At 72.5% G+C, this 21,135-nt stretch carries 18 protein-coding genes, 1 pseudogene and 1 riboswitch; of the genes and pseudogenes, 9 read left to right on the top strand and 10 right to left on the bottom strand.

Annotated elements, in window-relative coordinates; all coding sequences use genetic code 11:
* Positions 1–3: 3 nt before the first annotated feature.
* Positions 4–147 (bottom strand): annotated as a pseudogene (locus O1G22_RS16610) (pyridoxamine 5'-phosphate oxidase family protein); the annotation flags it as partial.
* Between the two features lie 128 nt (positions 148–275).
* Here O1G22_RS16610 and O1G22_RS16605 point away from each other — a divergent pair.
* Positions 276–1,079 (top strand): class II aldolase/adducin family protein, encoded by an 804-nt coding sequence (locus O1G22_RS16605; RefSeq protein ID WP_225099720.1) that lies wholly within the window; start codon positions 276–278, stop codon positions 1,077–1,079.
* On the opposite strand, the gene O1G22_RS16600 is transcribed toward O1G22_RS16605, so the two are convergent.
* Positions 1,063–1,956: a DUF4429 domain-containing protein gene (locus O1G22_RS16600; RefSeq protein WP_270082082.1), complete on the bottom strand. Its 894-nt coding sequence runs from the start codon at positions 1,954–1,956 to the stop codon at positions 1,063–1,065. The genes O1G22_RS16605 and O1G22_RS16600 overlap by 17 nt on opposite strands.
* A gap of 190 nt (positions 1,957–2,146) precedes the next feature.
* Between O1G22_RS16600 and O1G22_RS16595 the strand changes: the two genes are divergently transcribed.
* The 3 genes from O1G22_RS16595 (at position 2,147) to O1G22_RS16585 (ending at position 4,689) form a co-directional block, all read left to right on the top strand.
* Positions 2,147–3,427: a hypothetical protein gene (locus O1G22_RS16595; RefSeq protein ID WP_270082081.1), complete on the top strand. Its 1,281-nt coding sequence runs from the start codon at positions 2,147–2,149 to the stop codon at positions 3,425–3,427.
* Positions 3,428–3,548: 121 nt separating this feature from the next.
* Positions 3,549–4,037, top strand: coding sequence for a hypothetical protein (locus O1G22_RS16590; protein ID WP_270082080.1), 489 nt, complete (start codon positions 3,549–3,551; stop codon positions 4,035–4,037).
* A 127-nt stretch (positions 4,038–4,164) separates the two neighbouring features.
* A complete protein-coding gene (locus tag O1G22_RS16585) occupies positions 4,165–4,689 on the top strand; it encodes a DoxX family membrane protein (protein WP_225099716.1) in 525 nt (174 codons plus the stop codon).
* An 87-nt stretch (positions 4,690–4,776) separates the two neighbouring features.
* Here O1G22_RS16585 and O1G22_RS16580 read toward each other — a convergent pair whose 3' ends face one another.
* Both O1G22_RS16580 and O1G22_RS16575 read right to left on the bottom strand, forming a co-directional pair.
* A complete protein-coding gene (locus O1G22_RS16580) occupies positions 4,777–4,986 on the bottom strand; it encodes a hypothetical protein (protein WP_270082079.1) in 210 nt (69 codons plus the stop codon).
* Positions 4,973–6,430: a PspC domain-containing protein gene (locus O1G22_RS16575; RefSeq protein ID WP_270082078.1), complete on the bottom strand. Its 1,458-nt coding sequence runs from the start codon at positions 6,428–6,430 to the stop codon at positions 4,973–4,975. Before O1G22_RS16575 ends, O1G22_RS16580 begins: the two co-directional genes overlap by 14 nt.
* Before the next feature lie 175 nt (positions 6,431–6,605).
* Between O1G22_RS16575 and O1G22_RS16570 the strand changes: the two genes are divergently transcribed.
* The gene (locus O1G22_RS16570; RefSeq protein WP_270082077.1) at positions 6,606–7,931 is read left to right on the top strand and encodes an ATP-binding protein; all 1,326 of its coding nucleotides are present in this window, start codon (positions 6,606–6,608) and stop codon (positions 7,929–7,931) included.
* Positions 7,928–8,638, top strand: coding sequence for a LuxR C-terminal-related transcriptional regulator (locus O1G22_RS16565; protein ID WP_225099712.1), 711 nt, complete (start codon positions 7,928–7,930; stop codon positions 8,636–8,638). The genes O1G22_RS16570 and O1G22_RS16565 overlap by 4 nt, the downstream gene beginning before the upstream one ends.
* Positions 8,639–8,646: 8 nt before the next feature.
* On the opposite strand, the gene O1G22_RS16560 is transcribed toward O1G22_RS16565, so the two are convergent.
* On the bottom strand, positions 8,647–9,726 hold the full coding sequence (locus O1G22_RS16560) for a C40 family peptidase (RefSeq protein WP_270082076.1): 1,080 nt from the start codon (positions 9,724–9,726) through the stop codon (positions 8,647–8,649).
* Positions 9,727–10,210: 484 nt separating this feature from the next.
* Here O1G22_RS16560 and O1G22_RS16555 point away from each other — a divergent pair, with 484 nt between their 5' ends.
* Positions 10,211–10,564 (top strand): hypothetical protein, encoded by a 354-nt coding sequence (locus O1G22_RS16555; protein ID WP_225099710.1) that lies wholly within the window; start codon positions 10,211–10,213, stop codon positions 10,562–10,564.
* An 11-nt stretch (positions 10,565–10,575) separates the two neighbouring features.
* Here O1G22_RS16555 and O1G22_RS16550 read toward each other — a convergent pair whose 3' ends face one another.
* Complete coding sequence (locus O1G22_RS16550) at positions 10,576–11,730, bottom strand: C40 family peptidase (RefSeq protein WP_270082075.1); 1,155 nt, start codon at positions 11,728–11,730, stop codon at positions 10,576–10,578.
* Positions 11,731–11,737: 7 nt separating this feature from the next.
* Positions 11,738–11,899, bottom strand: a riboswitch (cyclic di-AMP (ydaO/yuaA leader).
* Between the two features lie 222 nt (positions 11,900–12,121).
* On the opposite strand from O1G22_RS16550, the gene pcrA reads away from it, so the two are divergent.
* The gene (pcrA, locus tag O1G22_RS16545) at positions 12,122–14,629 is read left to right on the top strand and encodes a DNA helicase PcrA (protein WP_270082074.1); all 2,508 of its coding nucleotides are present in this window, start codon (positions 12,122–12,124) and stop codon (positions 14,627–14,629) included.
* A 55-nt stretch (positions 14,630–14,684) separates the two neighbouring features.
* Here the strand turns inward: pcrA and O1G22_RS16540 are convergent, their stop codons facing one another.
* Together O1G22_RS16540 and O1G22_RS16535 are read right to left on the bottom strand one after the other, a co-directional pair.
* A complete protein-coding gene (locus tag O1G22_RS16540) occupies positions 14,685–16,157 on the bottom strand; it encodes a M23 family metallopeptidase (RefSeq protein ID WP_270082073.1) in 1,473 nt (490 codons plus the stop codon).
* Positions 16,158–16,395: 238 nt separating this feature from the next.
* Positions 16,396–17,247, bottom strand: coding sequence for an esterase/lipase family protein (locus O1G22_RS16535; protein ID WP_270082072.1), 852 nt, complete (start codon positions 17,245–17,247; stop codon positions 16,396–16,398).
* 224 nt (positions 17,248–17,471) lie between these two features.
* On the opposite strand from O1G22_RS16535, the gene icmB reads away from it, so the two are divergent.
* Complete coding sequence (icmB, locus tag O1G22_RS16530; RefSeq protein WP_225099782.1) at positions 17,472–17,894, top strand: coenzyme B12-dependent isobutyryl CoA mutase small subunit; 423 nt, start codon at positions 17,472–17,474, stop codon at positions 17,892–17,894.
* Here icmB and O1G22_RS16525 read toward each other — a convergent pair.
* Together O1G22_RS16525 and O1G22_RS16520 are read right to left on the bottom strand one after the other, a co-directional pair.
* Positions 17,870–19,570 (bottom strand): DUF5691 domain-containing protein, encoded by a 1,701-nt coding sequence (locus O1G22_RS16525; RefSeq protein WP_270082071.1) that lies wholly within the window; start codon positions 19,568–19,570, stop codon positions 17,870–17,872. The two genes, icmB and O1G22_RS16525, sit on opposite strands and share 25 nt — an antisense overlap.
* A 121-nt stretch (positions 19,571–19,691) precedes the next feature.
* Positions 19,692–21,038: an SWIM zinc finger family protein gene (locus tag O1G22_RS16520; RefSeq protein ID WP_270082070.1), complete on the bottom strand. Its 1,347-nt coding sequence runs from the start codon at positions 21,036–21,038 to the stop codon at positions 19,692–19,694.
* Positions 21,039–21,135: the final 97 nt, after the last annotated feature.

Raw genomic sequence — 21,135 nt, 5'->3', positions numbered from 1 at the left:
CTGCGTGCGCTTGATCGTGCGCAGGGGCGCACCGGGCATCCGGACCTGGACGACCCGATACCGGTCGTCCTCGACGTAGGTCCGCACGACCTCCGTCAGCTCGGTACGGAAGAGGTGGAACGGCTACGGCGGTTCCGCCTCTTTCGCGTTACCGGCCTTGGACAATCCCTGTCGTGCATTCGCTGCGTACGTCATCTTTACAAAACACCTCTGCCCTTTTGCGCTGACCGACGGTAACTTCCGGCCCGTACCGCAATTCCAGCGCTGGAGGACCTATGCATGGGCCGACCCCGCCCCTGCCGCTGCCCACCGACCAGCTGCAGTTCGCCATGCCGCCGATGCACGACTCCGTCGAGGACGAGCGGCGGCACCGCAAGGAGCGGCTCGCCGGAGCCCTGCGGATCTTCGGACGGGCCGGGCTGGAGGACGGGGTCTCCGGGCACATCACCGCACGCGACCCGGAGTTCACCGACTGCTTCTGGGTCAACCCCTTCGGCATGCCGTTCAAGCACGTCACCGTCGGCGACCTCGTCCTCGCCAACCAGGACGGTCAGGTCGTCGAGGGCCGCTATCACGTCAACCAGGCCGCTTTCACCGTCCACGTCCAGGTGCACGCCGCCCGCCCCGACGTCGTCGCCGTCGCCCACTGCCACTCCGTGCACGGCCGCGCCCTGGCCGCCCTCGGTGAGCTGATCGACCCGATCACCCAGGAGAGCTGCGCCTTCTACGAGGACGTGGCGCTCTACGACTCCTACAGCGGCGTCACCGTCGACGCCGAGGAAGGCCGCCGTATCGCCACCGCCCTCGGCTCCCGCAAGGCGCTCGTGCTGCGCAATCACGGGCTGCTCACCGTCGGCGACTCGGTGGACGCGGCGGCCTGGTGGTTCCTGTCCATGGAGCGGTCCTGCCAGGTGCAGCTGATGGCGAAGGCGGCGGGCCGTCCGGTCCTCATCGACCACAAACTGGCCGTCGCCACCCGCGAACAGCTCGGCACCGACCTGGTGGCCTGGATCAACTACCAGCCGCTGTGGCAGGACATCAGCCGCAGCGAGCCGGACCTGCTCAGCCGAACCCCCTGAGCACCACCGCCTTCGTCCTCGCGAACTCCTCGTCCGTGAGCACCCCGTCCCGGTGCAGCTCGCCCAACTCCCGCAGCCGGCGCAGCAGTACGTCATGGTGGTCGGCCCGCGCCGGTACGACCGCCCGCCGGCCGCCGACGCTTGTGCCGTCGCCGGTGCCGGCCGCGCGGGTGGAGGGATGCGGCAGCCGGGCGGTGACGGCCGCCGCGACCAGCGCGGTCAGCAGATCCCGCCGCACACTGCCCCACAGGTCCAGGGTGTAGGGGTCCCGCTCGGGCGGCAGCTTGGAGAACGCCGTCTCCGGGGTCACGAACCGCAGGAACCCGTCCTCGTACCCGGAATTGGGCAGCCACTCCACCTGCACCAGATCGCCCAGGCCGATGATCCGCGGGCCGGTCGCGCGCTTGACCCGGTCGGAGGTGTCGGACCAGTCGATGCGCACCTGGCCGCCGTCGAAGGACACCGTGCCGTCGGAGGACCGCACCGACACCGGCACCGGCGGCCCCGGCAGCAGATAACCCGTCGTGGGCTCCTTGGGGATCCGGTCGAGCAGCAGCGCCTGCCGGATCTCCCGCGCCACGTACTCCGCGGCCCCCGAGCGGTCCGCGTCCACCGTCAGCCGGTAGGGGTCCGCCGGGTCCGGCAGCCGGCCGCCCGTCGCCTGGAGCAGGGGGTCGGCGCCCTCGCGCAGCCGCATCCGCAGCCGGCCACGCTTGCGCTCGGGTTCGTAGCCGACGTCCGCCACCGCCTCCAGGGGCACGGAGATCTCCCCGTACGTCTGCCGGAACAGCGGTACGCAGCGGTGCAGTCCCGGAGTGATCCGGATCGTGCTGCCGTCGAAGGCCCAGGTCCCGTCCCGCGCGATGATCTCGGCCATACGGGAATTCTCCCAGCCGGGTCAACACGCCGGCCCCCGCTTCACCCGCCGTGACCCGGCCCGACGAGCCCGGACGGCCTGCCGTAGGGCACAATTCGCTGACGGCACAGGGGAGTTGCGCGGCAACGGAACGGTCCACCGAGGGGTCGCCGGCCGTGTCAGAAGGTCGTGGGGAAGGCGGGCGTCCGGCGTGGCGGTGCAGGAGGCGAGAGGGGACACGGGTGCCGACGGGACCCACGAGGGCGGCTGCACCTGCGGGGACTGTCCGCACGGCGCCCGCGAGGGGCACCGGCGGGCCGCCGCCGCATTCCTGCGCCGGCGCGACGAGTTCGCGGCCGGACAGGGGCTGCCGACGGCCGTGGCGCATTCGGCCTCGGCGTCCCGCCAGTGGATCTCCGAGGAGCTGACCCAGCGGGCGGAGGCCGTCGCCGAGCGCGGCCGGGCCGAGGGCGAGGCATGGCTCGCCGGGCTGTGGCCGCGCACGGTGGCCGTGGTGTGGGGCGCGGTCGTCGTCCTGCTGCTCGGCGAGGCGCTCACCGCGATCGGTGCGGGCTGGACCGTCGCCCGCACCGCGGCCCTGATCGCCGCGCTCGTCGTCGCGGGCGCCCTGACCGCCGCCGGCCGGCTGCACCGGGCCCGCGGCGGGGCACTCGCCCCGGTGATCGGTGAGGACAACCGGATGTCCACCTCCCGCACCGTGGCCGCCGGCTGGGTGCTGTTCGTCGGCTACGCCGTCCTGCTGCTGGCCACCCGCCTGGCCGCCGCCTCCGACCACGCCGAACGGGACGCGCTGATCTCGGGACTCGACCTCGCGCGTGGCACGGGCGTGGTGACCGTCCTCGCCGTGGTGTGCGGCATCGCCGTCCTGGTCCGCCGGGTGGTGGGCCTGCGCATCCTCGCCCAGCGGCTGCAGAAGGTGCCGGCCCACCGGCCGCGCGCCGCCGACCTGCTCACCGACGACTCCGGCCGGGGCACCTTCACCGACATCCAGTACGTCGCCGTCAGCGCCGTCGCCCTGGTGTTCGCCGCCGTCCGGCTCGCCCGCCGCCCCGGCCAACTGCCCGACCTGCCCTGGGGACTGGGCGTGATCGTGCTGATCTCGGCCGCCACCTACCTGGCCGGCAAGTACGCCGAGGGCGGCCGCCCGGTCGTCCTCTCCGTGGTCCGCGCCCGTGAACCCGGCGACCTGGACGGGCCGATCCGCACCGGCGACGACATCGAGATCCGCGGCGCCGGCTTCGTCCCGCCCGGCGCCCGCACCGCCGACCGGCTCGCCCGCATGGTGGTCCGCATCGGCACCGTCGATGTCCACGTACCCCTGGTCCCCGTCACCGGAGGCTTCCGCAACCCCACCGACACCGTCCTGACCGTTCCCGTCCCGGCCGAGGTCGAGCCCGGCGCGGTGGAGGTGCAGGTGGTCACCGCGGCAGGCGTGGCGACCAACCGGTACACGGTCCAGGTGACGGAATGAGAGACGCGGGAGCCGGAAGAGCGGGAGGAGCCGGGCCGGACGGAGAAGATGGGCGAGCCGCGGCAGAAGGCCGTGAGGTGGCAGGAGAGCGTGACGTGACAGAAGGGCGAGCAGCAGGGCGATGAGCGAGAGCGTCCTGCCGGTGATACCGACCGACCCGCACTGGCAGCCGGCAACCGAACCGGGGCAGCGCGCCGCCGCCCTGGTCCTGGATCTGGTCTCGGGCGCCCCCGACGACCCGCACGCCGACCCCGACGCCGTCGAACTGGACGTCGACTGGCATGAGGCGATCACCGCCGTCGACTGCGGCTCGAACCTGGTGGGCATCGGCTGCCCGCGGTGCGGCGGCCCCATCGACCCCGACTGGTACCGGGACCTGCTGGAGACGTACGCCGAGCAGGGTGACGGCCTGCCCACCCTCGACATCACCACTCCCTGCTGCACCACCGACACCTCCTTGGACCGGTTGGACTACGACTGGCCGTGCGGCTTCGCCCGCTTCGAGATCGCCGCCTGGAACCCACAGCGCTTCTTGCTCACCCCCGAGGAACTGACCGCCGTGGGCCGGGTCCTCGGGCATCCGGTGCGCCAGATCCTGGCCCGGATCTGACCCGCCATCGCTCGTGCGCCCGCCCGAATTCCGGAAAAACATCCGGGAGGGGATTGAACGGGCCCCGCTCGTCGTACGTATCGTCGAAGTGAGGGGCGGGACGGCGGGTGAGAGGCGGCTGGCGACGATGACTCACGGCATTCGGACAGACACGCACATGAATCGGCTCAACGGCCTCCGTGGCTGGCGGGACACCGCCACCCATTACGCCCTGCTCCCGCTCCGCGTCTTCCTCGGCGTCACCCTCATCTACGCCGGCCTGGACAAACTCACCGACAGCGCCTTCATGAAGTCCAGCGGCGCCGGGTCGATCGGCGACACCATGCGGGCGGCCCGCGACTCCGCCGGCATCCCGGCCCTGGTCGACCTGGCCCTGAAGAGCCCGGTCGGCTTCGGCTACGCCATCGCCTTCGGTGAACTGGCCGTCGGTATCGGCACCCTGCTCGGCCTGCTCGCCCGGCTGGCCGCGCTCGGCGGCGCGCTGATCTCGTTCAGCTTCTGGATGACCGTGAGCTGGTCGTCGACCCCCTACTACTACGGCAACGACCTCGCCTACTTCATGGCCTGGATCCCCCTCATCCTCGCCGGCGCCCCCTACCTCTCCCTGGACGCGGCCTGGCGAGCCCGACGCCGGCAGGGCGGCTACCGGTAGCCACGACCCCCGGCGGGCCGCCGAGGGCCGCGAGGCTCCGGCCCGGCCGGCGACGGACAACCACCGCCGGCCGCTCGCCGACCACCGCTAGCCGCCCTCCGCGCCGCCCCGTCTGCGTATCGCCCGGGCCACGCTCCCCGTGACACCGGCCAGCAGCAGGCCGCCCACGACCAGCGGGACGATCGCGAACCACGGCGTTTCCCACAGGCCGCGCGCATCGCCCGCGTAGACCCCGCCGGCGGCGGTGAGGAAGAGCCCGGCGACCAGCCTCCCGGGCTGAAACTCATGACGCAGCACGGCTGACCTCCACCTGTCCCACACCGACCCCGAGCGTGAGGTCCAGCGTGCCGGCCTCCTTGGCGGCCGTGGCCGGCGCCAGCGTCACGGCCTTGTGCCTGCTCGGCTGCACGTCCACGTCCCTCCTGTTCTCCCCGGGCAACCGGATGTCGCCCACCCCCACGTCGATACTCATCCGCACGGTCGCGCCCGCCGGCACGATCACCTTCAGCTGTCCGGCGCCCACATGGGCGTGCGTCGCGACTGTCTGCCCCTTGGCCGGAGCCGCCCCGGTCAGATCCAGCGTGCCCCGCCCGGTACCGAGGTCGTAGCGCGGCTGCACCTGTGCCGTCGCCGCAGGCACCCAGGACGTGTCTCTCCAGTGGGTGGTGATGTCCTTGGGCATGGCCGACGCCCCGGCGAGCAGTGCCGCCGTGACGAGCGCCAGGAACACCGTCCCCGCCCCGGTGCGCCCCAGGAACGCGCTGATCGCGACGCCGAGGCCGAACACCGCCAGCGCGCAGGCGAGACCGGTCTGGAGGCTGGTGCCCAACGGGTGTGTGTCCCAGGTGAGCCCCGTGCCCAGGCCGCCCGCCACCAGGGCGAGCAGGAAGACCCAGCCGCCGATCCAGCGCGGGCCGCGCGGTCTCGGGGGTGCGGCGGGCCGCGGCCGTATGGAGCCGGAGTGGGGCCACGGGAGGGCGACGCCGGCGTCGACGGCCGAGGTGAGATCCCGGTCGCGAGTGTCGCCGGGCCCCCACAGATAACCCGTGCCGCCCACGTGGGTGCCGTCCTTGACGATCGGGTCCCGCCACCACGACGGGTAGATGGTGGCGACCGGCGGAGCCTGCGCCTCCGGCGGGGCGTCGGCCGCGGCCTGCGCGGCCAGCGGGTCGGGGTCGGTCGCGTCACGGCGCCGTGACCAGTACCCGGCGCCCGCGAGCAGCAGGGAGAGGACCACGGCGAAGGTCAGCACCCCGCCGTTTCTCAGCATGGTCAGGAAGACACCGCAGCCGACCAGGGCGAACAGCACGGCGGCGAGCGCCAGACCGTCGACCCGGCCCGTCAGCAGCTTGCGCAGCTCGTTCTCGTCCTCGTCCTCGTACGGCACGAGGAGCCAGACGAAGCCGTAGAAGATCAGACCGATGCCGCCGGTCGCGGACAGCACGGCCAGAGTGATCCGGAAGATCACCGGGTCCATGTCCGTCTGCCGGCCCAGGCCCGCGCACACGCCCGCGATCATCTTGTGCCGGCGGTCGCGCCGGAACCGGTCGAAGGCCGCGGCGGGCTGCTGCTCCTGCTCTCTGCCCTGTTCTCCCTCCCGCTTCCCGGCGTGGGTGTCCGTGCCGGCCGCTCCCGTCCGCTGTGTCGCGGCGGGCCCGGCATCCGTCGGTCCGGTGCCCGGGGCCGGGCGCGGGCCGGGGCCGGGTCCCGGACCCGTCGCGGCGTGCTCGTGATCCGTCATGCGTCCATGGTGACGGCCCGCCCGCCGCGACGGCAGTCGGGACGACCCTGGGCGAACCCTGAAATCGGCCCTGAGACGGGGCGGGGAAGCGTTCGACCGGCACTGAACCGCTGTTGCCCGCCGTTCCCCGACCCGGTCCCGCGGAAGATCAGGGGCGTCTCGGGGGCCGACCCTGATGCCTGGCCCCGCCGGCCGTGTGACCATCATTGGCATGCCGGAAGCCGCAAGCCTGCCAGTCGACGACCCGCGGCCGCCGCGCAAGCTCTACCGCAGCAGCGACGGACGCTGGCTCGGTGGAGTGGCGCGGGGCCTCGCCGGGCATCTCGGGCTGCCCGTCATCTGGGTGCGGCTCGCCTTCGTCGGCCTTTTCATGGCTCATGGGTTCGGAGCGCTGCTGTATGCGGCGTTCTGGTTCTTCGTGCCGCTCGGGATCGGCGGTGTCGGCGAACAGAAGCAGTCGCTCGTCGGCACCGAGACCGCCCCGGACGGCCGCCGCAGACTGGTGGCCCGCAGGCCGGACAAAGGTCAGCTCGTCGCGCTGCTCCTCATGGTCATCGTGTCCATGGTCTTCGTGAGCAGCGTGAACCTCGGTGGCGCGGCCAAGGTGTATCTGGTGCCCGCCGTCCTCGTCGCGGCCGGTGTCGCCCTGGTCTGGAGACAGGCGGACAACGCCCGCCGGGCCCGCTGGGTCGAGGTCGGCCGCCGGCGCCGTACGCTCACGCTGCTGCGCGCGGCCGGCGGTGTCCTGCTCGTCACGGCCGGTGTCTCCGCCATCTTCGTGCTCCAGGGCTCGGCCGCCCACCTCGGCGCGGTCCTCCAGGCTGCGCTCGCCGTCCTCGTCGGCATCACGCTGCTCGCCGGCCCCTACCTGGTCCGGATGACCCAGGACCTGTCCGAGGAACGCCTGATGCGCATCCGCGCCCAGGAGCGTGCCGAGGTCGCCGCCCATGTGCACGACTCCGTGCTGCACACCCTCACCCTGATCCAGCGCAACGCCGACAACGCGAACGAGGTGCGCCGCCTCGCCCGCGCCCAGGAACGCGACCTGCGCACCTGGCTGTACAAGCCGGAGGGCACCGGCAAGGACGAGGCCGACGAGCCGGACACGGTCGCCGAAGCGGTGCGGCGCAACGCCGCCGAGGTGGAGGACAAGCACGGTGTGCCCATCGAGGTCGTCATCGTCGGCGACTGCCCGCTGGACGAGAGGACCCGGGCGCAGATGCAAGCAGGGCGCGAGGCGATGGTGAACGCCGCCAAGTACGGTGGCGAGGGCGGTGCCGTACAGGTCTACGCCGAAGTCGAGGGGAGGACGGTCTTCGTGTCCGTGCGCGACCGCGGCCCGGGCTTCGACCTCGACTCGATACCCGCCGACCGGATGGGTGTCAGAGAATCGATCATCGGCCGCATGGAGCGCAACGGCGGCACGGCCCGGCTGCGGGCGGTGCCGGGCGGCGGCACGGAGGTCGAGCTGGAGATGGAGAGGGCGGAGAAGACGTCATGAGCGACGCGACCGAGGCGAACGGCCCGGCGGGAGCCGGCGCGGGCGGACGGCACGTACGGGTCGTGCTCGTGGACGACCACCGTATGTTCCGCACCGGAGTTCAGGCCGAGATCGGCCAGACCGCCACGACCGGGGTCGAGGTGGTCGGCGAGGCCGCGGACGTCGACCAGGCGGTCACGGTCATCACGGCGACCCGGCCCGAGGTGGTCCTGCTCGACGTCCATCTGCCGGGTGGCGGCGGGGTCGAAGTGCTGCGCCGGTGCGCGGCGTTGATGGCGGACGCCGAGCAGCCGGTCCGCTTCCTCGCACTGTCCGTGTCCGACGCGGCGGAGGACGTGATCGGCGTGATCCGCGGCGGCGCCCGCGGGTATGTCACCAAGACCATCACCGGCACCGACCTGGTCGACTCGATCTTCCGGGTCCAGGAGGGCGACGCGGTCTTCTCCCCGCGGCTGGCCGGGTTCGTCCTGGACGCCTTCGCCTCCACCGACGCCCCGCCCGTGGACGAGGATCTGGACCGCCTCACCCAGCGCGAGCGCGAGGTGCTGCGGCTGATCGCCCGTGGCTACGCCTACAAGGAGATCGCCAAGCAGCTGTTCATCTCGGTGAAGACGGTCGAGTCGCATGTCTCGGCGGTCCTGCGCAAGCTCCAGCTGTCCAACCGCCACGAACTGACCCGCTGGGCGACCGCCCGCCGCCTGGTCTGACCTCGCCCTCACGCGACCCGGGTGGCCCCCGCGAACGGCATCTCGTCGACCGGGGCCAGCCGGACCGGTGCCGAGGGGTTCGGGGCGTGGATCATCTGGCCGCCGCCGACGTAGATGCCGACATGGCTGACGCCGGAGTAGAAGAACACCAGGTCTCCGGGCTGCAGTTCGGAGCGGGAGACGCGCCGGCCCGCGTCGATCTGGGCGTAGGTGGTGCGGGGCAAGGAGATGCCCGCGGAGCGGTAGGCGGCCTGGACCAGCCCCGAGCAGTCGAAGGAGTTCGGGCCGGCCGCCCCCCACACATAGGGGCTGCCGAGCTTGGCGTAGGCGTAGGCGACGGCCGCCGCAGCGCGGCTGTCGGGCGCCGTGACGGAGCCGGGCCCGGATCCGGCCTGCGCCAGGGCCTGCCGGGCATCTGCGGCCGACCGGGAGGCGCGCCCCGGTGCGCTGCCGTCGTCACCGGTGACCTGGGCGCGCTGCTGCGGGGTGAGCCGCGCCAGCAGCCGCCGGGCCTCGGCCAGCTTGTCCGTGACGGTCTTCTTCTGCCGGCTCAGCTCGGCCTGCCGGGAGCGCAGCGACGCCAGCTGGACGCGGGCGGCTCCGCGCAACTGCTCGATCTCCCGCAGTTGTTCGCGTACCCGCGACACGGCGGCGGCCTGCCGATCGCCGGCCCGCTCGGCGAAGGCGGCGTCGTCCAGATACCGGTCGGGGTCGTTGGACAGGGCCAGTTGCCAGGCGGGGGCGAAGCCGCCGTCGCGGTACTGCGCGGAGGCGAACGAACCCAGCGCGTCCCGGGCCGAGTTGAGCTCGGCCTGCCTGCGGGCCGTCTCGTCGTGCAGCGCGTTGAGCCGCCGCTGGGCCGCGTCTGCCTGCTCCTTGGCGCCGTCGTACTTCTCGGTCGCCGCCTCGGCCTGCTGGTAGAGCTTGTCCACCTGGGCCTTCACCTGTGCCGGTGTCAGCTGCGGGTCGGCGTGTCCGGTCCCGTCGAACCCCGTCGCGGTGGCCGCGCCCGCCAGGGCGAGGGTGGCGGCCGTCCGGACCGTAGGGCCACCGATCGAGCGTTGCCGGGGCTTGCGATGCGCTGCCACCTGGACCGTCACGTCCTTCCTGCTCGACGACCGAGCGGGCGGTATGCCCGGCGGCGGCCCGCACAGGGGGAGCGGGCCGCCGCCGGACCCTTCTCGGCGGTGGAGAGGACGCTAGGCCGGAGTGTGACGAGTGGGTAACGGACTGTACGGAACTGGCCTTTACGGATCGGAACGTGACCTTATGTGACTGATCCGACCGTCCAGGCTCGCCTCCTTCACACAGTGTGATGACCGATACGCGGGAAGCGGGACGGAAGGGGTGCCGGAGGTGTTATGGACCGCATAAATGCATGATCCATGTCGGCCGCGGCCGGGCCCGATGACAGGGGGCCGGTACACCCCTGGTCAGGCCGGCCGCGCGGTCTGACCAGAGGCCTCGCGAGGCCAGCTCCGACAAGGCGTGACGGCCCTCACCACTCGAACACCCCGGGAACGGCACCCTGCCGTCCTTGGGGCTGTTACCGACGAATTAGGCTCCGGCCCCATGGACGTACTCATCCATCTCTTCGTCGGCCTGCACATCATTGGCATCGCCGCGCTGCTCGGCGGTTTCCTCACCCAGATGAAGGCGATGGGGCAGGGCACGGCTCGCTTCGTCCCCGGGATGCTGCACGGTGCGCTGACCATGCTCGTCACCGGGGTGGCCCTCGTCGGCCTCAACCAGGCCGACGACCACCACGTGAACACCATCAAGATCGGTGTGAAGCTGGCCCTGCTGATCGTGATTCTCGGGCTGGTCTATGTGAAGCGCGACGAGGAGAAGGTCGACAAGGGCGCCTTCGGGGTCGTCGGCCTGCTGACCATGACGAACATCTTCATCGCCGTTCTGTGGACCTGACCCGGTAGGCGTCAGCCCGGGCGGACCACGCTGTGGATGATCGATTCCCCGCCGTAGTACACCGACTCCTCACGGACGTACGCGCCCGGCTTCGGGGCGTGGATCATCATGCCGTTGCCGATGTAGAGACCGACGTGGCTGATGTCGTCGTAGAAGAAGATCAGGTCCCCCGGGCGCGCGTCGGCCAGGGACACCGTGGTCCCGGCGTTGACCTGGTCGTACGTGGTGCGCGGGAGCGTGACGCCGGCGGCCTTCCAGGCGGCCTGGGTGAGGCCCGAGCAGTCGTAGGAGTCCGGCCCGGTGGCGCCCCACACGTACGGCTTGCCGATCTGGGCGCGGGCGAAGGCGATGGCCTTGGCGGCCTTCGTGTCGTACGAGCCGGCGGACCCGGAGGATCCGGAAGAGGCGGAGCCGGTCGGGCTGGATGAGCCGGACGAGGTGGTCTTCTGCTGGGCTTCGGCCTGCTGCTTCGCCAGCTCGGCCGCCTTGCGCGCCGCCTCCTGCTGCTTCTCCCGCTCGATGGCGGCCAGCCGCGCCTTCTCCTGGGCCGTCAGCTGCGACAGCAGCTCGCGCGCGGAGGCGAGCTTCTGCTGGACGGTGGACTTGGCGGTCTGCAGCTCGTGCTGCGACTCGGTCAGCGTCTGCAGGCTCTGCGCGGCCTCCCGCCGCTTCTTCATGGTGGAGGCCTGCTCGTCGATGTAGGCGTCGACCGCGCTCTTCTCGCGCGTGGTCAGCCGGCTCATCAGCTGGGTCTGGTCGAAGTAGTCCTGCGGGTTGTCCGCGAGCAGGAAGGTGGCCGTGTCGGGGGCGGCGGCGCCGGTGCGGTACTGGGCCGCGGCGAAGGAGCCCAGCTCGTCGCGGGCCTTGTTGAGGCGGGCGGTGCGGCGGGCGACCTCGTCCCGGAGCGCGTCGACCCGCCCGCGCTGCTTGCCGGTGCGCTCCGTGGCCGCGTCGTACTTCTCGGTCGCCGACTCCGCCTGCCGGTAGAGGTCGTCGACCTTCTTCTCCACCTCCTCCAGGCTCGGCCGGGTGTGGTCCGTACCGGGGGCGGCCTCGGCCGTCTGGGACAGCATGGCTATGGAGGTGAGGGCGGCGGTGGCGAGGGCCGGGGTGCGCAGACCCACTCCGGTGGTCCCGCCGGGACGCGACTTGCGGTGCGACGCCAAGGGAGGCGACTCCTTCCAGTGGGCCGCCTACCGGGTTAGCTGTCGGGTTCGGGCGGAGGTTCGGAAGGGTTGCCCTACGGCGTCGTCCCGGACGGGAGTCGGCCGATTCACCCCGGAGATTCGGTGGGTCCCCGGCTCCGGCCCCCCTTACGGGAGGCGCCGGACTCGGCGGGGGCCGCGCACGCGACCCGACGGCAACCTAGCCAACTCGTGTGACTGGTGTGAAGGTTGGTGCGTGATATGTCCGATACATTTTCGTGATCCGGCGCCGGGATCACGTCCACGTCATCGAGTGATTCCGCTGCGTGAGGGGGTTCGCCGCTCTGCTCGCGCGACCTTCTTCCCGGGACGGCGACCGGTTGTCGGTGGGGCGCCCTAGACTCGGAGAGCGATGAGCAGCCTCTTTGACGACAGCTTCCTGGCGGACCTCCAGCCCCCGCGCGGGCACGAGGAGGAACCCCCGCCGCCGCCCGAGGACGATCATGCTCCGGAACCGCTTCCGGACGATCTGTTCGGCGGGAAGTTCGACGCGCCGCCGGACCGGGACGCCTACTACCGCGACGGCGCCCCGCGCCCCGCGCTGGACGCGGCGGCGCTCCTGGAGGGGCTGAACGACAACCAGCGCGCCGCGGTCGTGCACGCCGGCTCCCCGCTGCTCATCGTCGCCGGTGCCGGCTCCGGCAAGACCCGCGTGCTCACCCACCGCATCGCCCACCTGCTCGCCGAGCGGCATGTGCACCCGGGCCAGATCCTCGCGATCACCTTCACCAACAAGGCCGCGGGCGAGATGAAGGAGCGCGTCGAGCAGCTCGTCGGCCCGCGCGCCAACGCGATGTGGGTCATGACCTTCCACAGCGCGTGCGTGCGCATCCTGCGCCGCGAGAGCAAGAAGCTCGGCTTCACGTCGTCGTTCTCGATCTACGACGCCGCCGACAGCAAGCGCCTGATGGCCCTGGTCTGCCGTGACCTGGACCTCGACCCCAAGCGCTTCCCGCCCAAGTCCTTCAGCGCCAAGATCAGCAACCTCAAGAACGAGCTGATCGACGAGGAGGACTTCGCCGCGCAGGCCGCCGACGGCTTCGAGAAGACCCTCGCGCAGGCCTACGCGCTCTACCAGTCGCGGCTGCGCGAGGCCAACGCCCTCGACTTCGACGACCTGATCATGACGACGGTCAACCTGCTGCGCGCCTTTCCGGACGTCGCCGAGCACTACCGCCGCCGCTTCCGGCACGTCCTGGTCGACGAGTACCAGGACACCAACCACGCCCAGTACGCGCTCGTCCGCGAACTCGTCGGCACCGGCACCCACGACGAGGACGCTCCGCCGAGCGAGCACGACCTCCCGCCCGCCGAGCTGTGCGTGGTCGGTGACGCGGACCAGTCGATCTACGCCTTCCGGGGCGCGACGATCCGCAACATCCTCCAGTTCGAGGAGGACTACCCGGACGCGACGACGATCCTGCTGGAGCAGAACTACCGCTCCACGCAGACCATTCTGAGCGCCGCCAACGCGGTCATCGAGCGCAACGAGTCGCGCCGCCCGAAGAACCTGTGGACCAACGCGGGCCAGGGCGCGCAGATCACCGGCTATGTCGCCGACACCGAGCACGACGAGGCGCAGTTCGTCGCCGACGAGATAGACCGCCTGGTCGACGCGGGTCAGGCCAAGGCGGGCGACGTCGCCGTCTTCTACCGCACCAACGCCCAGTCCCGTGTCTTCGAAGAGGTCTTCATCCGCGTCGGCCTGCCCTACAAGGTCGTCGGCGGGGTCCGCTTCTACGAGCGCAAGGAGGTCCGGGACGTCCTCGCCTACCTGCGCGTTCTCGCCAACCCCGAGGACTCGGTGCCGCTGCGCCGCATCCTCAACGTGCCCAAGCGGGGCATCGGCGACCGCGCCGAGGCGATGATCGATGCCCTCTCCCAGCGCGAGAAGATCAGCTTCCCGCAGGCGCTCAAGCGCGTGGACGAGGCGTACGGCATGGCCGCGCGCTCCACCAACGCGGTCAAGCGGTTCAACACGCTGATGGAGGACCTGCGCACGATCGTGGAATCCGGCGCCGGACCGGCCACGGTCCTCGAAGCCGTCCTCGAACGCACCGGTTACCTCGCCGAGTTGCAGTCCTCCACCGACCCGCAGGACGAGACCCGCATCGAGAACCTCCAGGAACTCGCGGCCGTGGCCCTGGAGTTCGAGCAGGAGCGCGGCGAAGGCGCAGCGACATCAGGGGCTACCGCCCCGGGCGGTACGCTGGCCGACTTCCTGGAGCAGGTCGCGCTGGTCGCCGACTCCGACCAGATCCCCGACGAGGACGAGGAAGGCTCCGGCGTCATCACCCTGATGACCCTGCACACCGCCAAGGGCCTGGAATTCCCCGTCGTCTTCCTGACCGGCATGGAGGACGGCGTCTTCCCGCACATGCGCTCCCTCGGCCAGACCAAGGAGCTGGAGGAGGAGCGGCGCCTGGCGTACGTCGGCATCACACGCGCGCGGGAGCGGCTGTATCTCACGCGCTCGGCGCTGCGCAGCGCCTGGGGCCAGCCGTCGTACAACCCGCCCTCCCGGTTCCTGGAGGAGATCCCGGCCGCCCACGTGGAGTGGAAGCGGACGGGCGCGGCGGCACCGGTGTCCTCCGGCCCGGCCTCCGGGATCGCGGCCTCACTGTCCTCGTCCCGCTCGCGTTCGTCGGCTGCGGGCGCGTCCGGGTTCGCCACGCGGCGTACGACGGACAAGCCGGCGGTGTCCCTCGCGGTCGGCGACCGGGTCACCCACGACCAGTTCGGGCTCGGCACGGTCGTCGCGGTGGCGGGCGCGGACGACAAGGCCCAGGCGACGATCGACTTCGGCGACGGCAAGCCGAAGCGGCTGCTGCTGCGGTACGCGCCGGTGGAGAAGCTGTAGGGAGTACGGGGAGCCCGGGGGCGCCGGCCCCCGGTTTCTCTGCGGGGTCCGGTTCCTACGTGGGGTCGAGTCCGTGGCTCCGCAGCCAGGGCAGCGGGTCCACGGCGGGCCCGCCCGCCGGGTGCACCTCGAAGTGCAGGTGCGGGCCGGTGGAGTTGCCGGAGTTGCCGGAGTAGGCGATCGGCTCGCCGGCCTTCACGGTCGTACCGGAGGCCACGCGGTAGCTGGACAGATGGCAGTACCAGGTCTGCGTGCCGTCCTTCGCCGTCACTATCATCATGTTGCCGTAGGCGCTGTTCCACTTGGTGGTGACGGTGCCGTCGGTGGCCGCCATCACCGTGGTGCCGTAGGAGACGGGGAAGTCGATGCCCGTGTGCACCGACATCCAGTTCACGCCCGCCTGGCCGAAGTAGGCGCTCAGCCCCTTCTGCGTGACCGGCAGCACGAACTTGGGGCGCAGCCGCTCCTTGAGCGCGGCCTCCGCGAGGGCCTTCTTCCGGTCCAGCTCCTGCTGGTTCTTGAGGTCGATCCGCTCCTGCGTCCGGCTGGCCCGGTCGGCGAAGTCGTCGGCGCCGGCGGAGAGCGTCCTGAGCTGGCTGTCCAGCTTGCTGTTGGCGACCGACGGCTTGACCGCGTGCGCGTCCGAGGCGGAGGCGGTCGTGTCCTTGCCGCCGCCGTCCGTCAGCGCGCCGACCGAGGCGGCCGCGATTCCCGCGACGCCCATCACACAGGCCGAGGGCACGGCGACGGTCAGCAGCGCGGAGCGCTTGGCGGGCGTACGACGCCGGGAGCGCGCCCCGCCGCGCGCGCCCGCGCGTGTTGTCGGCGTGACCTCTTCCTGGTCGTCCAACAGGACCGGCTCGGCGGGCGGTTCACCGGAACTGTCCGTGGCGTCCGCGTACGGCGCCTGGTCCTCGTACCCGCCGTGCGGGAAGGCCGCCGTGTCCGGCACTTCCGTGACCTGCTCGAACGTGGCGGTGGCCTGCTGGTCGAACGGTTCGGCAACCGGCTCGGGCGAGGGCGCCGCGGCCTGCCCGGCGGAGTTCCACTGCGTGGCGTCGTACGCGCCCGTCTCGAAGCCCTGGGTGCCCCACTCCCACTGCTGGGTCGGGTCGGCGCCGCCGGACTGATCGGGCTGCTGCCACAGGCTCGCGTCCCACTGGCCACTGACGTCGTGGCCCGTGGCCTGCGCGGGGACCGTCCAGGCGGCCGCGTCGTGGACACCGGAGTCGTAGGCGGCGTGGTGCTGGGCCGCGTACGCGTCGTAGTGCGGGGTCTGCCACTGCGCCGAGTCGTACGCGCCGGTGCTCTGCTCGCCGGGCAGGCTGCCGAAGAGCGGGTCACCGTGGAAGGCGCCGGTGGTGTCGTGGCCGGGCACAAAACCGGTGGCGTCGTAGCCGCCGTACGTGGTGAAGTCGCCGTAGGGGGCTTCATGGGTCCCGTACGGCGCGTGGTCGTAGCGCGCGGCGGAGGCGTCGGAAGCCGGGGCCGGGGTGGTCATGGTCCCCGACGGGTGACGGTCGTTCACCAACTTCTCTTTCGCCTCGACAACAGGGGCTGCCAGAGCAGTGCGGCGACTGTACCCGCCGGTACCTGGGCACGACAATCTTCGGCCGGTTTCGCGCCCGCCGGAAACGGGCATTCGGCGGTCTTTCGGGGGACGCCGGACACGAGTTTGGCCGAGAGTTCGATGAGCGTTCGATGTGCGGAGACTGTCGGCCGCCTGTACGACACGTCGGCGTCAGCCGGTTCACCTCACCGTTGGTTCACGCCACCGTCAGACCGCCGGCGAGCGCGTCCCCGGGGTGCGCGGCGTCGAGGGCCTCGCGTATCCCGGCCGCGACCGCGGGGTGCACGGGCAGGGCGAGATGCCCGATGCCGGACACCTGGACGTTCAGCGTGTCGAGATCGGGGTGCTCCAGGCGGGCCGTCTCCACCGGATCCATGATGGAGTCCAGGTCGCTCCAGAAGCTCACGAACCGCGTACGGCAGCCGGGCGCGGGCCGGGACAGTTCCTCGATCACCGATGAACCGGGCCGCATCTGGCGCACGATCGGATGGGCGTCGGCCAGCGGCACCACCCGGGTGCCCGCGTGCGGGGTGCCCAGCGTGACGAGCGTGCGCACCCGCAGATCACCGCCGAGACACTGCACGTAATAGCGGGCGATCAGGCCGCCGAGGCTGTGGCCCACGATGTCGACGCGGGGGCTGCCGGTGCGTTCGCAGATCTCCTCGATGTGCCGGCCGAGCAGCTCGGCCGCGGCGCGGACGTCGCAGGTCAGCGGGGAGTAGTTGAGCGACTCGACGCGCTGTCCGCCGTGCTGGGCGAGGCTGCGGCGCAGCAGTACGAACACCGAGCGGTTGTCGATGAAGCCGTGCAGCAGCACGACCGGCGGGCCGGACGGGACGGGCAGCCGGGCCGTGCCCTCCGCGGCGGGCAGGGCGGGGGAGCGGCGTTCCTGGGCGAAGCCCGTCGGATACAGCAGGAGGTGGCCGGCCAGGATCGCGGCCTCAAGAGCGGTCGCCTTGAGCAGCGCCATGGAGATTCCGGCGAGTCTTCCGGGCCACAGGCGCCGGTAGAACGGGAGGAAGAGTGGCAGTACTCCGGTGACCTTCATGGGCCGACCTCCTGTCGGCACGCCGGAGGACGGCTCGATCCCCCGTGTGCCCTCATGTCCCACCATGTGATTTCCCCCTCGCTGCGCACCGTAAAACTGCCGGTTGCGGGATGCTGGGGATAACGTTCGTTCACTTCGCGACGGTGGCGGAACGCGCCAAAAGTGCGGTACTTGTCGTTATGGACGGAAGCGATCGCTTCCGGGGTCGTCTGATGGAGGCAGTGATGGGTGTGGCAGCCGGTCCGATCCGTGTGGTGGTCGCCAAACCGGGACTCGACGGCCACGATCGCGGGGCCAAGGTCATCGCGCGCGCCCTGCGCGACGCCGGTATGGAGGTCATCTACACCGGGCTCCACCAGACACCGGAGCAGATCGTCGACACCGCCATCCAGGAGGACGCCGACGCGATCGGCCTGTCCATCCTCTCCGGCGCGCACAACACGCTGTTCGCCGCGGTGATCGACCTGCTCAAGGAGCGCGACGCCGCGGACATCCTCGTCTTCGGCGGCGGCATCATCCCGGACGAGGACATTCCGCCCCTGAAGGAGAAGGGCGTCGCGGAGATCTTCACGCCGGGCGCGACGACCGCGTCGATCGTGGAGTGGGTGCGGGAGAACGTGCGTCAGGCGGCTGCGTCGGGCAACTGAGCCGGCGGTTCGTTCCGGGAGGGGCCGCGGGTGGTGCCGGCCGGGGCCAACTCGCGGGCCATCTCCGCCCGCAACCGCAGCGTCGTGACCAGCCGCTGGAACGCCTCCGCCCAGTACCCCCCGGCGCCCGGCGCCGCGTCCTCCCGTTCGTCGGGTATCGCCAGCAGCGCCTCCAGCCGGCCGGCCTCCGCCGGGTCCAGGCAGCGTTCCGCCAGCCCCATCACACCGCTGAAGCTCCACGGGTAACTGCCCGCGTCCCGCGCGATGTTGAGCGCGTCCACGACCGAGCGGCCGAGTGGCGCCGCCCACGGCACCGCGCACACCCCGAGCAGCTGGAACGCCTCCGACAGGCCGTGTGTCGCGATGAACCCCGCCACCCACGCGGCCCGCTCCACCGGTTCCAGGGCCGCCAGCAGCTTCGCGCGCTCGGCCAGGGACACCGCCCCCGGCCCGCCCGCCTCCGGTGCCGACGGTGAGCCGAGCAGCGCCCTCGACCACGCGGTGTCCCGCTGCCGCACCGCCGCCCGGCACCAGGCCGCGTGCAGTTCGCCCTGCCAGCCGTCCGCGACCGGCAGTGCCACGATCTCCCGCGCCGTTCGCCCGCCGAGCCGCTCCGGCCAGGTGCCGAGCGGCGCGGCCTCCGCCAACTGCCCCAGCCACCATGAGCGTTCTCCTCTGCCCGCCGGAGGTGTCGCCACCACACCGTCGCGCTCCATGCTCGAATCGCACTGGAGCGGCGGCTCGACCACGATCGCCGGCACGGGCGCCGTACGGTCGAGGGCCACACAGGCCGCGGCCCGTACGGCCATGCGCGCGGCGAGTGCGGAGTCCGGCAGCGCCGACAGCAGTTCCGCCGCCGTCGCCCGGACGTTGCGGCTGCGGTCGCCGAGCGCCTGCTCCAGGAACGGCTCGTCCTCGGCGGCGAGGCCCGTGCGCAGCGCGTCGAGGAACATCAGCCGGTCCTCCGCCCGCTCCTTGGCCCAGGACGACGCCAGCAGCTCGCGCGCGACCGCGGGCCGCTCGGCGCGCAGCCCGCCCAGCAGGGCCACCCGTTCGGCGAACAGCCCCTCCTGCCACAGCCGCTCCACCGCCTCGGTGTCGTCGGCGCCGGGCAGCGTGGCGCCGCCGCCGGGAGCCGCGCGCAGGGCGAAGCGCCAGTCCGGGTTCAGCCGGGCCAGCCACAGCGCGCGCGGGCCCGCGAACGCCAGCGCCGCCGGGCGCAGATCCGTACGCCCCCGGGCCGCGTCCAGCAGGGCGGGCAGCGCCTGCGGGGGTGCCGCGTACCCGTGCGCGGTGGCCGCCGCGAGCCACTGCGGGAGCAGCTCCATGAGGTCGGGTGCGCTGCCCCGGCGGCCGCCGCCCGCCGCGCCCGAGCGGTCGGCCAGCAGGGCGGCGAGTCTGCGGGCCGCCGCCGCGGGCAGCGCCGGGCGCGGGTCCTCGGGCGTCGGCTCCGGCCGCCGGGCCGCCCGCGCGGGCCGCAGCCCGGCCCGTCGTCGTACGGTCGCCACGGCGGCCGCGTCCAGCAGCGCGAGCGGAGCCTCCCGCCCGGGCTGTGCGGTGGCCCACGGGCGCCGGTCGGTGCCGAGCAGGGCGGCGGTGACCAGGTCCTCCCAGGACTCCGCGGGAGCCGCGCCGGTCCGAGTGGTCGGGGTCGGGGTGATCGGGGTCCCGTTCATGTCATTCCCTTCCGCATGGCGTCGCGGGCGTCATGGCGTCGCCGGCATGCTGCTTCGGGTCCCGGGGAGGTTCGCCTCGGGCACTCTGGGGGCGTTTCGAGTCCCCGGCCTGCCGGTTCGTTCAGCACAGCGGCACCGCCTCGTTCGTCCCCGGCGTCCAGGCCGTGAGCGGGGTGAAGCCGTGGTGGCCGCACTCGCCGAAGACCGTCACGGGGGTCCCGCCGGACAGGGCGACCAGTCGCCACAGACCGGGGCGGGAGCGGGCGGCCCGGGTCAGGGGCAGGGCCGTGTCCGTACCGGCGTCGGCCAGTTGCCACGTCTCGCCGTCCGGGACCGGGATCACCCGCTCCAGCGTCACCGGGACCGACTCCAGCCAGGGATCGTCGCGCAGCGCGTCGCCGTACCGGGCCGCCGCCTCGGCCGTCGACACGCCCGGCGGGCGGAACCCGGCCGGCGCCGGCGGGGCGAACCGCTCGCCCAGTGCGGCCCGGGCCCGGCCGGCCCCCGGATGACCGGACAGCTCCGCGTCCAGCGCCAGGCCGACCGGCAGGGACAGCTCCGGCGCCCGGCCCGCCGCGCCGTACGACAGCAGCAGCCGGGTGCCGCCCGACTCCGCGCCGTACAGCCAGATCCGGCGGGTCGTCAGTTTCGCGTCCGCGGTGTCGTACTGGGCGAGGACCAGCCAGCGGTCGCGCAAGGGCGGGCCGTCCGCCGGGGCGGGCAGGCCGAGCCGGGAGCGGACCGTGGCCGCGAGGGCGTCCGGCAGCGCGGCGCGGCGCAGCCAGCCCTGGTCGAGCAGATGTAGCAGCGCGCATTCCTCCAGCAGCCGGGCCGGCCAGCCCGCCCCGGACCCCGGTATCGCCCCCAACTCCCGCACCCGCGCCGCGAGTCCGGGCGCCTGGGCGTCGACCATGCGGGCCGCCGTCTCGTCCCACGCCCCGTACCCCGCCTGCTCGGCCGCGGCCAGACCGCCGCGCAGCAGGTCCGCGAGGCGCTGCTCCAGCTCCGTCGCCCCCGCGGTGACCCGCTCGGCCCGGCGCTCGGCCCGCCGCCGTGCCGCCTCCGGATCGGCCGGCCCGGCCGCCGAACCCCCCTTGCCCTGGCCCGGTTCGCCCTCGGCCCGCTTGCGTCTGCCCGCCAGCCACGGCTCTGCCCAGTCCGGCGGATCGGCGGACACCGGCACCGCGCCGTCGCCGCCCGCCCACAGCAGAAGCAGCCCGAGCGCGTGCTTGCACGGGAACTTACGGCTCGGACAGCTGCACGTGTACGCCGGTCCGGCGAGATCGACCACCGTCTGGTACGGCCTGCTGCCGCTGCCCTTGCACAGCCCCCACACCGTCCCCTCTCCACTGCCCGCCTCGGACCACGGACCGGCCGTGCCGAGCTTGCTCCCCGCTGTGCGTGACGCGGCGTCAGGCGCCAGTGCCAGCACCTGTTCCGCGGTCCAGCGCACCCCCTGCTCAGTCATGCCTCCGACGGTAGGTCCCGCCACTGACAATCGCCCCGGAGCGGGCATTTGTGCAGGTCAGAGCGATTGTCAGTGGCGTGGTGCACGGTTGATGGCA

It is taken from the genome of Streptomyces camelliae (genome assembly GCF_027625935.1).
Taxonomy (GTDB): Bacteria; Actinomycetota; Actinomycetes; order Streptomycetales; family Streptomycetaceae; genus Streptomyces; species Streptomyces camelliae.
The sequence above is the reverse complement of the archived record's forward strand: the minus strand, read 5'-3'. Positions and strand labels throughout refer to the sequence as shown.

What these genes read in the sequence shown, in the direction of transcription:
- O1G22_RS16605 (WP_225099720.1), top strand. Translation starts at nt 276, where the DNA reads ATGCATGGGCCGACCCCGCCCCTGCCGCTGCCCACCGACCAGCTGCAG.
- O1G22_RS16600 (WP_270082082.1), bottom strand. Translation starts at nt 1,956, where the DNA reads ATGGCCGAGATCATCGCGCGGGACGGGACCTGGGCCTTCGACGGCAGC.
- O1G22_RS16590 (WP_270082080.1), top strand. Translation starts at nt 3,549, where the DNA reads ATGAGCGAGAGCGTCCTGCCGGTGATACCGACCGACCCGCACTGGCAG.
- O1G22_RS16585 (WP_225099716.1), top strand. Translation starts at nt 4,165, where the DNA reads ATGACTCACGGCATTCGGACAGACACGCACATGAATCGGCTCAACGGC.
- O1G22_RS16575 (WP_270082078.1), bottom strand. Translation starts at nt 6,430, where the DNA reads ATGACGGATCACGAGCACGCCGCGACGGGTCCGGGACCCGGCCCCGGC.
- O1G22_RS16570 (WP_270082077.1), top strand. Translation starts at nt 6,606, where the DNA reads ATGCCTGGCCCCGCCGGCCGTGTGACCATCATTGGCATGCCGGAAGCC.
- O1G22_RS16565 (WP_225099712.1), top strand. Translation starts at nt 7,928, where the DNA reads ATGAGCGACGCGACCGAGGCGAACGGCCCGGCGGGAGCCGGCGCGGGC.
- O1G22_RS16555 (WP_225099710.1), top strand. Translation starts at nt 10,211, where the DNA reads ATGGACGTACTCATCCATCTCTTCGTCGGCCTGCACATCATTGGCATC.
- pcrA (WP_270082074.1), top strand. Translation starts at nt 12,122, where the DNA reads ATGAGCAGCCTCTTTGACGACAGCTTCCTGGCGGACCTCCAGCCCCCG.
- O1G22_RS16535 (WP_270082072.1), bottom strand. Translation starts at nt 17,247, where the DNA reads ATGAAGGTCACCGGAGTACTGCCACTCTTCCTCCCGTTCTACCGGCGC.
- icmB (WP_225099782.1), top strand. Translation starts at nt 17,472, where the DNA reads ATGGGTGTGGCAGCCGGTCCGATCCGTGTGGTGGTCGCCAAACCGGGA.
- O1G22_RS16525 (WP_270082071.1), bottom strand. Translation starts at nt 19,570, where the DNA reads ATGAACGGGACCCCGATCACCCCGACCCCGACCACTCGGACCGGCGCG.
- O1G22_RS16520 (WP_270082070.1), bottom strand. Translation starts at nt 21,038, where the DNA reads ATGACTGAGCAGGGGGTGCGCTGGACCGCGGAACAGGTGCTGGCACTG.